This window comes from Sphingomonas sp. PAMC 26617 (genome assembly GCF_000242835.1).
Taxonomy (GTDB): domain Bacteria; phylum Pseudomonadota; class Alphaproteobacteria; order Sphingomonadales; family Sphingomonadaceae; genus Sphingomonas.
The window spans coordinates 23,633-35,619 of sequence record NZ_JH594426.1; the positions used below are offsets into that span (position 1 = coordinate 23,633).

At 59.9% G+C, this 11,987-nt stretch carries 12 protein-coding genes and 1 pseudogene; 7 read left to right on the forward strand and 6 right to left on the reverse strand.

Going from position 1 to position 11,987, the window contains the following annotated elements; translation table 11 throughout:
• Positions 1-12 precede the first annotated feature (12 nt).
• Together RH91_RS23235 and RH91_RS23240 are read left to right on the forward strand one after the other, a co-directional pair.
• Positions 13-249, forward strand: a complete 237-nt coding sequence (locus RH91_RS23235; RefSeq protein WP_010164818.1) for an AAA ATPase — start codon at positions 13-15, stop codon at positions 247-249.
• A 250-nt stretch (positions 250-499) separates the two neighbouring features.
• Positions 500-743, forward strand: a pseudogene (locus tag RH91_RS23240) (DUF159 family protein); the annotation flags it as partial.
• A gap of 1,017 nt (positions 744-1,760) precedes the next feature.
• Here RH91_RS23240 and RH91_RS18990 read toward each other — a convergent pair.
• Positions 1,761-2,372: an FMN-dependent NADH-azoreductase gene (locus RH91_RS18990; RefSeq protein WP_010164820.1), complete on the reverse strand. Its 612-nt coding sequence runs from the start codon at positions 2,370-2,372 to the stop codon at positions 1,761-1,763.
• A gap of 90 nt (positions 2,373-2,462) precedes the next feature.
• On the opposite strand from RH91_RS18990, the gene RH91_RS18995 reads away from it, so the two are divergent.
• Entirely contained in the window at positions 2,463-2,840 is a 378-nt protein-coding gene (locus RH91_RS18995) for a winged helix-turn-helix transcriptional regulator (RefSeq protein ID WP_010164821.1), read from the forward strand.
• An 862-nt stretch (positions 2,841-3,702) separates the two neighbouring features.
• Here RH91_RS18995 and RH91_RS19000 read toward each other — a convergent pair.
• From RH91_RS19000 to RH91_RS19010, 3 genes are all read right to left on the reverse strand, one after another.
• Complete coding sequence (locus RH91_RS19000) at positions 3,703-4,908, reverse strand: NRAMP family divalent metal transporter (RefSeq protein ID WP_232283599.1); 1,206 nt, start codon at positions 4,906-4,908, stop codon at positions 3,703-3,705.
• 98 nt (positions 4,909-5,006) lie between these two features.
• The gene (locus RH91_RS19005; protein WP_010164823.1) at positions 5,007-6,185 is read right to left on the reverse strand and encodes an alpha-hydroxy acid oxidase; all 1,179 of its coding nucleotides are present in this window, start codon (positions 6,183-6,185) and stop codon (positions 5,007-5,009) included.
• Between the two features lie 4 nt (positions 6,186-6,189).
• On the reverse strand, positions 6,190-6,723 hold the full coding sequence (locus RH91_RS19010) for a YybH family protein (RefSeq protein WP_037479873.1): 534 nt from the start codon (positions 6,721-6,723) through the stop codon (positions 6,190-6,192).
• A gap of 204 nt (positions 6,724-6,927) precedes the next feature.
• Between RH91_RS19010 and RH91_RS19015 the strand changes: the two genes are divergently transcribed.
• The gene (locus RH91_RS19015; protein WP_010164832.1) at positions 6,928-7,875 is read left to right on the forward strand and encodes a DUF5996 family protein; all 948 of its coding nucleotides are present in this window, start codon (positions 6,928-6,930) and stop codon (positions 7,873-7,875) included.
• A 254-nt stretch (positions 7,876-8,129) separates the two neighbouring features.
• Here RH91_RS19015 and RH91_RS19020 read toward each other — a convergent pair whose 3' ends face one another.
• Entirely contained in the window at positions 8,130-8,501 is a 372-nt protein-coding gene (locus tag RH91_RS19020; RefSeq protein ID WP_010164833.1) for a VOC family protein, read from the reverse strand.
• Between the two features lie 95 nt (positions 8,502-8,596).
• On the opposite strand from RH91_RS19020, the gene RH91_RS19025 reads away from it, so the two are divergent.
• Positions 8,597-9,019 (forward strand): MarR family winged helix-turn-helix transcriptional regulator, encoded by a 423-nt coding sequence (locus tag RH91_RS19025; protein ID WP_010164834.1) that lies wholly within the window; start codon positions 8,597-8,599, stop codon positions 9,017-9,019.
• Positions 9,020-9,519: 500 nt separating this feature from the next.
• On the opposite strand, the gene RH91_RS19035 is transcribed toward RH91_RS19025, so the two are convergent.
• On the reverse strand, positions 9,520-10,119 hold the full coding sequence (locus RH91_RS19035) for a TetR/AcrR family transcriptional regulator (RefSeq protein ID WP_010164836.1): 600 nt from the start codon (positions 10,117-10,119) through the stop codon (positions 9,520-9,522).
• A gap of 74 nt (positions 10,120-10,193) precedes the next feature.
• Between RH91_RS19035 and RH91_RS19040 the strand changes: the two genes are divergently transcribed.
• Together RH91_RS19040 and RH91_RS19045 are read left to right on the forward strand one after the other, a co-directional pair.
• Complete coding sequence (locus RH91_RS19040) at positions 10,194-11,099, forward strand: SDR family NAD(P)-dependent oxidoreductase (protein WP_010164839.1); 906 nt, start codon at positions 10,194-10,196, stop codon at positions 11,097-11,099.
• Complete coding sequence (locus tag RH91_RS19045) at positions 10,988-11,737, forward strand: SDR family oxidoreductase (RefSeq protein WP_029624077.1); 750 nt, start codon at positions 10,988-10,990, stop codon at positions 11,735-11,737. The genes RH91_RS19040 and RH91_RS19045 overlap by 112 nt, the downstream gene beginning before the upstream one ends.
• Positions 11,738-11,987: the final 250 nt, after the last annotated feature.

The following is an 11,987-nucleotide window of genomic DNA, read 5'->3' on the forward strand; positions in this document are numbered from 1 at the left end:
ACCAAGTGGCTGATGCAGACCGAGGTGATGCGCTATTACGGCATGGCACGGCCCCCGGTCGATCTCGGCTTATTTGAGACCTCGCATCATGCCCAGCTCTTCCATGATCTGAAGACTGCGATCAGGGGCGGACGCCTGATCGCGCTCACCGCCACCATCGGCTCGGGTAAGACCGTACTGACGCGGCGACTGCGCGAGGAACTGGAGCGCGAGGGGCGCGTGATCGTGCCACGTGCGCTCAGTCGGTAGAAGGCCAAGATATCGCTGCCGCTGCTGGTCGCGGCACTGTTCTATGATCTGTCGTTGGAGAAGACCGCCTCGACACCCACCCAGTCGGAACGGCGCGAACGCGATTTGCAGGAGCTGTTCCGCAAGGCCAAATGGCCGTTCGCGCTGTTCGTCGAAGACGCGCACGATCTCCACCCCAAAACACTGACCGCGCTCAAGCGCCTCGTCGAGCTTATCATCGAGGGCGGCGGTCAACTGGCCGTGATCCTCGTCCGAGTTTGCGGAGTTCACGCCAGAGAAGCACGACTTGGGCGACGGCAAGCCGCTGCTGAAAGGGGAGATGTGGTTCAGCGTCACCGACCCATCCCAAGGCCATGATTACGATCCTCGAACCCGAGGCAGTCGATACCTGGCTGCGCGGATCCTATGACGACGTGGTGGCGCTTCAGCGCCCCTACGATCTGACCGAAATGACCATCCGAGGACCAGTGTTTCCCGCCCGCAGCCTTACTTAAGATTTCTCCCGGCGCCGGATCATCGGCGAAGACGCTTCACGATCGCCTGCCACTCGGCCGCGCTACGCGGACCTAACTCCGTCAAAGGCGGCTCCCGTGTCGGCTCGAGGCTGATAGGCTGGCGCTTGCAGACGCTGCACCGCATATGCTCGGCGAACTTCTCGCCTGCCCCGTTCCATCGATGCATCGCGAACCAGCGCGACAGCTCTGGACCATCCACAACACCTCGATGCCCGCAATTACCGCACTCCGCGCGGAGATTCACCGACCGTATCCGGAGATCTTCCAATCGGTCGAATCTGGCACCCACACGGAACAGATAGGGATCGCCAGAAACGGTGTGAAGCAATGACGGAGCGGCCTCGCTGCTCATCGTCAGAAATTGAGATTACCCTTTTCCAGTTCCGTCGCGAGGGCGTCGCTGCGCGACGACGTGTCCTCGGCGTCGTAATCAAAGTCCTCCCACTCCGCGATCAGCTCGTTGTCGGCCATCTCGACGGGACTTTTACCTTGATCCGACATCTTGGTCCCCCACTTTATGCAGTGCGGCAGACCGTTCCCGCAACGTTGAATAATGTGCCGCCATATTCAGATGAATTACCTTGATATTCGTCTCGGCAGCCCGAGCGGCTAGCGCGAGTTCCTGTTGCGCACGTCGCGCGTAATACCGCTCATTATCGTTCGCCATCGTGCCAGTCCCCCCTGTGCGACAGCAGCGCCCTGCCTCTGTCCACGGGCTCTCGTCTGCCGGATGCGACGTGGGCCGCGCTGTAGATACCAGCACCAATTGCGCACGGTCTGTCAGCGGTAAATGTCATATCGCACCCCTCTTTTTGCGTCGGGCGCGTGCGTCAGTCCCTTTGCGAGATGGATTCAAGGTTCTAAGCCGTAACGACGATGCTGACTCGATTGCGCATCCCAATCGTCGCATAGCAGCGCCGATCGCGGAATCCACAGCCGACGCGGTCGTCCGGCCAGCCACAGCGCATCTCCGTGGCTGGCTAACGATCGATACCCTTAGGCTGCGACCGCGATCGCCTCGATCTTCTCGAAGGCACTCGCCATTGCGGACTGGTCCTGCTCAGGTCCGTACGCGACGCCTTCCGCTCGGATCACCTCGATGTCCTGGATGCCCAGAAAGCGGAAGATCACCTCGAGGTAGGTCGATAGGTGATCGTTCGCGGCGAACGGTCCTTGCGAATAGATCCCACCCGAGGAGAGGACGAGATACGCCTTGCCGCTCAGCAGGCCCCGCGGCCCCTCAGCCGTGTAGCTGAAAGTCTGCCCGGCGATGGAGACGTGGTCGATCCAAGCCTTGAGGGTCGAGGGCACCGTGAAATTGTACATGGGTGAGCCGACCACGATCACGTCAGCTGCCTTCAGCTCGTCGACCAGTGCCTTGGAACGGTTCATGGTCTCGATCAGCTTCGCATCCCCGCTGTTCTCGGGTGTCCAGGCGTGCCTGATCGTCATGTCGACATGGGGGAGCTGATTGGCGACAACATCGCGGTACACGATCGTCGCGTTGGGGTTGGCCGCTTTGAGCCGCTCGATCAGTTCGCTGGAGAGGCGGCGCGTATGCGAGGTTGCGGTGTCGCTCGCGCTGGCATCGATGTGCAGGATGTTCATTCTGTCGGCTCCGGTCTGGAAAAGTGACCTGCACCAGCTATGGGGCCTAAGGCGGTTCGGCAAGAAGTCATTTTTTCAGGACCTAGTCACATGGAGCTGACCGCCCCGGAGCCGATACATGTCGAATGCAAGCGGTTGAGCGGCGTCCTCAGCCTGATCGGCGACAAATGGACCGTGATGATCGTGTTGACGCTGACTGAACAACCGCGTCGCTTCAACGAGATCAAGCGCATCATTGGCGGCATCAGCCAACAGATGCTTTCGCGGACACTGCGCGCTCTCGAACGCGATGGCATGGTGTCCCGCACCGTTCACTCAACCGTGCCGCCTCAGGTAGAGTACGCGCTTACAGATCTCGGCTACTCGTTGGCCGGCCCAATCCGCGAACTTGGATACTGGGCCGGCGCTCATATCGCAAAGATCGAAGACAACCGATCGGCGTTCGACGAAGCGAAGGGCGTGGCATGATGCTCTCCTTGGATGCGGAATGGGTGAGCCCTGCGCCGAAGCTACAAGAGTGCGGACACTGACGTGAAGCCAGCGGCCGAGCCGAAGCTCTGAAGGCACTCGCGCCATACGCTCGCCGGTGGAAGGCATCAGCCAGATTCCAACGGGAAACCGGCGCCTACTTGCCGTGGACGTCGTTCGCTTTCGCCGGAAGTTTCGGGCTGCTGTTTATGGCGATGATCTATGTCACGCCAACCCGTTTGCCGTTTCTGCTGGACCAAAGGGGCCCGTCAAACCCGCTTCTCGTTGCGGTCGTCATATCTATGTCAATCGTGTTCGCGCTCACGGTTGCGATGCTCTACGCTCGGATTTGCCAGCGTTTCTGTGGACCGGCACCTAAAGCGAAACTCCTATCATTGTTGCCAAACTATTAATCGTCCGTCGAATCTTTACCGATGAAAGGGTCCCGATCGGCGCCAATTGGAACCCCTTCATAAACCATATTTCCCAAGAATTGTACGTATTTGCCTCGCTCATAGCGGGGTCCCGCTTTGGGCACCCATTCACATCTCTCCAACTGTTGATGGTCGACGGACGATGGAAAATCGCAAGTGAGTTTTTACTGGTCATCCACCTTAATTTCAACCGTGGTCATGTGCTGCCCTACTACGTAGATAATTTGCTTTATCATAAGGTGGCATGCGTGTCGAAGAGAGCGTGAAGCCGACTGCAGCTCGATCTGCGTTAGCAGACTCTGCTGCTAAATATAGTCCGCCGCAATGAGTTCAAACTTGTCCATCTCGATCTCTTCTAATGCTAACGGAGTTGCCATTTTAGCGATTGTGTTTTCAGCAGGCCGAGTTTCTGGCGTTATAGGGGGGCCTTAGCTAACGACGGCCAGCGCCGCAGCCGCCATGGCCATAAGCACGGTCGCCGTCCATCCCAGGGTCAATAATATAGGCGACGCGGTGAAGTCTCCCATCGTCTGTCGCCGTGAAACCACGAGCATCATGGCGGCCATAATCGGCACCGCGACGACGCCGTTAATCACGGCGCTCCAGAACAAGGCCTTAATGGGATCAAGCGGTGACCAGTCAATACCAATTCCCAGAACCGTCGCCAGCCCGATCACGGAGTAGAAGCCGATCGCCTGCCGCGGTTTGTCGTCCAAACTGCCGTGCCATTTACGTGTGTCGCTGACCGCATAGGCAGCGGAGCCGGCAAGAACCGGAACCGCGAGAAGGCCGGTCCCGATGATCCCGAAACTAAATAACAGGAAGGCAAAAGGGCCAGCAACGGGGCGAAGTGCTTTTGCGGCATCAGCCGCCGTCTCGATGGAAGCGGTGCCCGTGGCATGCAGAGTGGCAGCCGTTCCAATGATGATCGCGAGCGCCACAAGGTTGGACACAGCCATGCCGAACAAGGTATCGAACCTCATTCGGTGAAATTCGCCTTGCGCCTGCTCCGGGGCATCGCGCAGCGGCTTCGCGCCAGTCCGCCCTGCTATCCCCTCGACCTCCTGTGCGCTCTGCCAGAAAAAAAGATAAGGACTGATCGTGGTTCCGAAGACCGCGACGATCGTGATCACCGCCGCCCTACCATTGATTCTGGGTATAACGAGTCCGGCCACCAGCTGTTTCCAGTCCAGCGGAACAATAAAAACAAGCGCGACATAGGCGAATAGCGTGAGGGTGAGCCACTTAAGAAGCTTCGAATATCGTCGGTAGGGTACAAAGATCTGCAGCACCAGAGACAGCAGCGCGAAGCCAACCGTCGTTGCATGCGCACTGAGCCCAGTCACAAGTTCGGCCGCGGCCCCCATCGCCGCGAGATCGGCACCAATGTTGATTGTGTTCGCCACGAACAGCAGCGTGACGAGGGCGGTCACGACCGGACGTGCCAGCACGTCCTCCATATTCCCAGCCAAGCCACGTCCCGTGACACGACCGATGCGCGCACTGATCAATTGAATTGCACTCATCAGCGGAAAGGTGAGAATCATTGTCCAGCCGAGCGCATAGCCGAACTGCGCACCCGCTTGCGAATAAGTGGCGATGCCACTGGGATCATCGTCCGCGGCACCTGTCACTAGGCCTGGGCCGAGCTCCTCAAAAAGCGCAATCGTAGTCGCGCGGCGACTGAGCTTTGCGGCAACGTCTGCGCTCTTGGAGCCTTGAGCTGGTATCATCAGATCTGCAGATAGTCGCGCGACAGGTCCGCCACGCGCGGCGCGCCGACGAGCAGCATGGCGGTCGCCAAATCGGACTTAAACCATTCAAGCATATCTGCCACTCCCGTCGCCCCGCCGAGGGCCATCGCATCGAGCACAGGCCGGCCGACCCCGACGGCGGTCGCCCCCAGTGCCAGAGCCCGCACGACATCTTCGCCACGCCGGACACCACTGTCAAACAGGACTGGCACGCGGCCACCAATAGCGTGGACGATGGCTGCGAGCACATCAATAGCTGCCGGTGCGCCATCGAGTGTGCGACCCCCGTGATTGGAAACCACGATCCCGGCTGCGCCGGCGGCTAGGCAACGCTCCGCATCGTCCGGTCGAAGCACGCCCTTGACCATCACGGGTAGCCCGGACGCCTCGCGCAGCATCGCGATGTCGGAAGGCTTAAAATCCTTCTTGAGGCGCTGGAACTTGCCGCTGCCGCCGCGGCGCGGGTCGAAGTTGCCATAGCCGGCATTCGGCGAACCAGGCGAACCCATCGCGCGATACCGCTCGCTGCTGCCCGGACCGAGCGAATCTATGGTCATTATTATCGCGGCGTAACCCGCTTGGCGTGCGCGGCGCGCCAAGCTCACGTTCACCGCGGGTTCGTCGTTGAGGTAGATCGCGAATAGCCGCAGGGCCTCTGGAGTCGCGCGCGCCACCTCTTCTAGCGAACGGTTGGAGGCGCTTGACAGTAAGTAGGCGAGTCCCGCCCTATTCGCGCCGCGGACACTCGCCAGTTCCGCGTCGACGTGGACGATGTCCTGCGCGCCCATCGGGCAGACATAGATCGGTGCCGGCAATGCCCGACCGAACAGCGTCGCGCTGGTGTCCGCCTTTGAAAAGCCGGCAAGCCGATGCGGACTAAAAGCCAACGCGCGCATGTGTTCGATGTTCTGACGCAAGGTCCATTCGTCGCCCGACGCACCGTGGACGTATTCGAAGGCACCGTCGGGCATCGACGCGCGCGCCTCCTCTTGTGTGAGCGCCGAGCTGATGATCGTCAGCGACCGGTCAGCCCTGCTCTGGCGCACGAATAACCCGGACGATTTCGGCCCGGCCGCAAGGCCAGGACCCGCAAATACCGTCGCCGCCGTCGCCCCGGCGAGACAGAGCGCGCGTCGTCGGCTTAGCGGGTCGTTCATCACGTCACTGCTCGCCCTGCCTGGGCTGACGGCTGAAGGTGTAAAGGACGATCTTCCAATCGGGTCCGAAGCGGCGGAGCACGAAGATTTCGCGGTTGAAATCCAGCGTCTTCTTCCCAGTCTTGATCGTCACTTCCACCTGGCCGACGGGGTGATGGGTACGAACGATGGCGACGTCGCCATAGATGTCCGCCGCATCGAACTGGAAATCAGTGGAGAATTTCGTTGTCTTGAACAGCGCCTCGTAGGGCTCCCTCATGGCGTCCACGCCAACCATCGTCTGTTTCTCGTTCCACTCAGCGACCGCATCAGGAGCGAAGAAGGTGCGGATAGTAGCGAAATCGGAATTGTTCAGCGCGGCCTGATAACGCTCGACCAGCGACTTTGCGCTTTTCTGCTGCGCCGCGACGGCCGCTTCTTTCGAATAGCGCAATGTGCCGGTCGGACCGCCATCTTGCCCCGCGGCGAGGCCAGACGTGCTGCTAAAGACAATGCCTAGCGTCAGCGTTCCTAGGAACCACAATGGCTTAGTCAACATGACGTTCCTTTCGCTTGTTTGTCCGGCCTTGGGAGTTCCCATGTTTTCGTCACATAGACAACCTGATTCAAGGCGTCGACATCAGCCGTTCAACCTTTATCGTCGGCTGTATCGTGCAAACAGCGTCAACGGAACACTGCCATATCGCAAACGCGTGGTTATGGCCTTTCTTCATCCTTGCCCGACGCACGAAGGAGAAACGAGATGAGGAGTGCGATCCTGAATCCGTGGCCTGATCTGGCGAATATCGACCTCCGACGAACGACGGACACGCTGCATCTCTGGTGTCAGATCGTGGGAAAGGTTCGTTTCGCGAAGACGCCGTGGGTCGATCATACTTGGCATGTGCCCCTCTACGTGTCCGCGCGTGGGCTTTCGACCGGGCTCGTTCCCGACGGCGCTCGTGCCTTCGAGATCGAATTCGACTTCATCGCCGAGGCGCTCGTGCTGCGGGGAACCGATGGTCGTGAGGGTCGCGTTCCCTTACGCCTCGGCAGCGTCGCCGATTTCTATCAGATGGTCATGCTCGCGCTCGGCGAACTGGACGTGGTGGTAACGATCACGCCCACGCCATGCGAACTATCCGACGCGGTGCCCTTTGCCCGCGACGAGGTGGCGCGACCGTTCGATCCAGCTGTCGCGCGCACCTACTGGCGCGCACTGATCCAAGTCGAGCGGGTGTTCCAGGTTTTCCGCACACGGTTTCAGGGCAAATGCAGCCCGATCCACCTATTCTGGGGCAGTTTCGACCTGGCCGTGACGCGGTTTTCCGGTCGGCCCGCGACTGTGCATCCCGGTGGCTTCCCTCATTTGTCCGATGCCGTAGTGCGCGACGCATACAGTCGGGAACAGGCCGGCGTGGGGTTCTGGCCGGGCTCAGGCGAGATGGCGGAACCAAGCTTCTATGCGGAAGCCTATCCTGTGCCAGCCGCCTATGCGGCGGGGAGTGTCGCGCCGGCAGACGCGAGATATGATCCAGCGTTACGAGAGTTCGTGCTTCCTTATAGCACAGTGCGCGCAGCCGCCGATCCCGACGGCGACCTGCTGCAATTCCTGCAATCCACTTATGAGGCCGTCGCAGTTCCCGACCGCTGGGACCGGCAAGCGTTGGAAGGACCGCAAGGACCCGTGGGCCGTTCGCCATCGTTCTGAGCGCATCTCCGGACAGATGCGATCGTGAAACTGCACGATCGCGTTGACGGTTGTTATGCCAATCTTGACCATGACCCTTGATGCAGGGGCCGTGCCGCATGGCGGCCTTCAACTGGGGGGCACGACACGAAAGTGAGTTTTACGTACGCTAGGCACAAACGGATCACGGATGACCGGGTCTAGTAAATATCTTCCTGACAGATTCTGAAGCTTGATCGGCTATAGCGACAAGGTGGTAGCCGATCATCCCATGCTCAAGATTGTACAACGGTGTGGGTCGTAATCGTGTATCCAAATGGATCGCGGAACGCGAAGTAGCGGCCAAAAGGCCCATCTTTCGGCGCAAAGACGATTGGCGTGCCCTGCTCGACAAGGTGTTCGTGCAATGCGTCGGCGTCATCGCAGCCAAACCAGATCGCGACGCCCCAGCCGAGCTTGTCCGTAGCCCCTAAGTCGACCAAGGGCGTGCGGACAGAGAACGGAACCGGCGTGGTCTCGAACACAACGGCACCCGGTGGACTATGAGCGGCGACGGTCAGCCCGACGACTTGCGTGTAAAATGTCCGTGCAGCATCGAGGTCTTCGACTTGAATGCCAACGAAATCTGGTCCGATCAGGTGAGGCATGTTCAAGCTTTCCTTTGACTACGTAAGCCATTAACATCAGGGTCCTGATATTATATAAGGGCACTTATATGTCAAGTCGGAATGTTAATGCGCGCATGAGTAACCCGTACGCGACGATCGGCTTTGCGTTGAAACAGTCTCAACAGGCGCTTCGCACCCGCTTAGATTCTGGACTGCGAGAGATTGGCTTGACCACACCTCAATATACCGTTCTGACCTTTCTGGAGACAGAGTCCGGTGCTTCGAACGCGGTGCTCGCGCGCCGCGCTTTTGTGACCCCGCAAACGATGCAGGCCATTCTGGTCGGACTTGAGCGGTCGGGCTTTATCGTACGGAAACCTCATCCCGAACATGGGCGGGTTCAGACTACCGAGTTAACGGGGTCGGGGCGTGACGCCTTGAATGCCGCCTCTGGAATCGTGGCCGATGCAGAAGCGCGCCTACGAGACGCCGCGGCGCCTCTTGATCCTCAGATGGTCACCGCGATGCTTCTACGGCTTGCGGAGGCGCTCCGTTGAGCCGCGAGCGACATAGGAACGTCAGCTTCAAAAGCTACTACCACGAGCAATCTTTGTTCAACTTTGGGCGATCTTAGTCATAAAATAGAGTTATGTAGCCAGCAGTGAAGGCGAAGCACTGAACGGTTTCAGCCGATCCGGTGTCGGCCGATCGCCCCGGCCTGAGCTATATTTCCCTTTAGTGCAGTTTTTCCCAGGCCAAGCGGAGTGATATGGCGAGCCACATCATTCATCGTACCAGCATCAGCAAACATCTACTCAGGATTAGCGGGCAGGCTTTCGAGAGTGTTGGCGAGCAAGCTCATGCTCTCCATGCCGTCGATCGGCAAAACGGGCTCGAGTTGAGCCGGCTCATCCTAATTCTACACCTGGGTGTAGGAAATGATGTGTTTGCCGTCGTGACGCCCCTTCTCGGTATTTGAGAGTGCCTTTGTGCTTTCTCCTTCCCGAATACCTGACGAGATGAGGAAGCCTAAATCATTGGAAAACGCTCAAGACGTCTATGAAAGTGCAAGCATCGTCTTGCTTAAGCTGACCACGCGATCGGCATAGTCTGGCGACAATGGCCGCAACTTCAAAAGAAGCGTGAAGTAGAGGCTTCCGAAGATCGCATCCACGACTATCTCCGGATCGATCTCCTTGGGCACCGTCCCCTGCTCCTGCGCTTCGATGATCTCGCCGATCGTTCCGGCGCGCCGGGACTGGATATAGCCGTCGTTGAGCTCGCGCAGGATCTCCGGATCGCCCTGACCCTCGGCAACCAACTCCGAAATGACCTTGCCGAAAAAGCCGTTGAACGCCGAGACGAGTCGTTCAACCTTTAAGCGGATCGATGCTTCGAGCGTCGTCCCCTCAGGCGCGTTAAGGGTGGGGACGATCCGCTCGTTGAACATTGCGATTACAAGCGCCGGCTTGGATTTCCACCAGCGGTAGAGCGTCGGCTTGCCGACACCTGCGCGCTTGGCGACCTTATCCATCGTCAGTTCGCGGACCGACATTTCGTGCAGGAGGTCATAAACAGCGGTGAGAATCGCCTCATGCGAGTCAGCCGCCGTGGCGCGAGGTCGCCCGATCCGGGCTTTGAAGGGAGGCATGGTCATGTCGACAGACGTAACGCTGCGTTACGAACAAGCCAATTGACACCGTTCTACATCACTTTACGATACGTCACGTTATGCAAACAGAGTTGCACACTAGGTTCGAGCCGGTTGAGGCGGCGCTCGTCACGTGCGCGTGGCACGGGATCGGCGCCAAAGCTGTAGCTCGTCTGGCGCGCGACGGCTTCCATACGGTCGTGAACTACGCTGGAAATGCAGCTGCGGCGGAAACCGCCATCGCGCGGATACGGGACGCCGGCAGCCAAGCTACGGCGATGGAGGCGGATGTCAGCGACGTGGCCGCGGTCACTTCGCTCTTCGATCGGGTGAGCCGGGAGGCAGGCGATCTCACCGTCTTGGTCATCAATGCAGGCGTTCAGAAGACGAACACCCTTGCCGAGGGGCCGGTCGAGGAGTTCGACATACTGGTAGGCGTCACCCTCAAGGGATCGTTCAACGTGTTGCGTGAGGCAGCACGCAGGCTCAGTTCAGGCTGGCGCATCATCAACTTGTCTTCTGGAACGAGAATCGTCCTCCAGCCCCGCTACGGCGTCTACGCCGCGACCAAGGTCGGCGTGAAGGAACTGACCGCGATCGCCGCCAAGGAGATGCGCGGACGCGGCGTTACCGTGAACGCGATCGCGCCCGGACCGGTGGCCACCGAACTGTTACTGGCCGGCAAGACGCCTGAGCAGATCGAGCACGCAGCCAAGCAGCCGCCGCTCGAGCGGCTCGGTGAGCCCCACAACCGCCGCCATCTCCTTCCTCGTCGGCCCGGATGGCGGCTGGGTCAACGGCCAAACGCTTCTTTTCAACGGCGCCTTCGTCTGAGCGAGGGCGCAACCAAACCCAACCTGAATTGGATCTCATCATGGCTCTTTTATCCACCCCGCAACGCCGCACGGCGATCATCACTGGCGGATCCCGTGGCATCGGCGCCGCAGTGGCCGAGCGCTTGGCGCACGACGGCTTGGCGGTCGTGATCAACTATTCCAGCGGGGCCGACGTCGCCCAGGCGCTCGTGGCGAAGATCGAGCAGGCGGGCGGGACGGCCACTGCGGTGCAGGCCCACGTGTCCGACCCGGCCGCGGTGAAGGCGCTGTTCGACGCCGCCGAGCAGGCCTATGGCGGTGTCGACGTGCTGGTGAACAACGCCGGCATCATGAAGCTCGCACCGATCACGACGACCGAGGACGAGCTGTTCGACCAGCACGTCGCAATCAATCTCAAGGGCGTATTCAACGGCCTGCGCGAGGCCGGTCGGCGGATGCGCGACGGCGGCCGTGTCGTCAGCTTCTCCTCCAGCGTCGTCGGCCTTTATCAGCCCACCTATGGCGTCTATGCCGCCACCAAGGCGGGCGTCGAAGCGATGACGCACATCTTCGCCAAGGAGATGCGGGGCCGCCGGATCACCGTTAACTCGGTCGCTCCCGGGCCGACGGACACGCCGCTGTTCACGGCGGGCAAGACGCGGGAGTTGATCGACAGCATAGCCAAGATGAACCCGATGGAACGCCTGGGCAAGCCAGTCGACATCGCCAACGCCATCTCCTTCCTGGTCGGCGGGGACGGAGGCTGGGTCAACGGCCAGGTGCTTCGCCTGAACGGCGGCATGATCTGAGCGGCGATTTCTTACAGCAAGGGGGGCCAAATGCCCAAGACCATTCTCATCACCGGCGCATCCAGCGGCTTCGGCGAGCTGACCGCCTATCAACTCGCCGACGCGGGGCACGTTGTTTATGCCTCGATGCGGAACGTCACGTCCAACAATTCCGAAAAGGTCGAAAAAGCGAAGCAGTATTCGACCTTTTCGGAATTGTTGGACGTGACGTTCCGAAAAGGTCGAAAAAGCGAAGCAGTATTCGGCCGAG

Bases quoted from the DNA above. Each gene is read 5' to 3' on its own strand.
- RH91_RS23235 (WP_010164818.1), top strand. From the start codon at position 13: ATGCAGACCGAGGTGATGCGCTATTACGGCATGGCACGGCCCCCGGTC.
- RH91_RS18990 (WP_010164820.1), bottom strand. From the start codon at position 2,372: ATGAACATCCTGCACATCGATGCCAGCGCGAGCGACACCGCAACCTCG.
- RH91_RS18995 (WP_010164821.1), top strand. From the start codon at position 2,463: ATGGAGCTGACCGCCCCGGAGCCGATACATGTCGAATGCAAGCGGTTG.
- RH91_RS19005 (WP_010164823.1), bottom strand. From the start codon at position 6,185: ATGAACGACCCGCTAAGCCGACGACGCGCGCTCTGTCTCGCCGGGGCG.
- RH91_RS19010 (WP_037479873.1), bottom strand. From the start codon at position 6,723: ATGTTGACTAAGCCATTGTGGTTCCTAGGAACGCTGACGCTAGGCATT.
- RH91_RS19015 (WP_010164832.1), top strand. From the start codon at position 6,928: ATGAGGAGTGCGATCCTGAATCCGTGGCCTGATCTGGCGAATATCGAC.
- RH91_RS19020 (WP_010164833.1), bottom strand. From the start codon at position 8,501: ATGCCTCACCTGATCGGACCAGATTTCGTTGGCATTCAAGTCGAAGAC.
- RH91_RS19025 (WP_010164834.1), top strand. From the start codon at position 8,597: ATGAGTAACCCGTACGCGACGATCGGCTTTGCGTTGAAACAGTCTCAA.
- RH91_RS19035 (WP_010164836.1), bottom strand. From the start codon at position 10,119: ATGACCATGCCTCCCTTCAAAGCCCGGATCGGGCGACCTCGCGCCACG.
- RH91_RS19040 (WP_010164839.1), top strand. From the start codon at position 10,194: ATGCAAACAGAGTTGCACACTAGGTTCGAGCCGGTTGAGGCGGCGCTC.
- RH91_RS19045 (WP_029624077.1), top strand. From the start codon at position 10,988: ATGGCTCTTTTATCCACCCCGCAACGCCGCACGGCGATCATCACTGGC.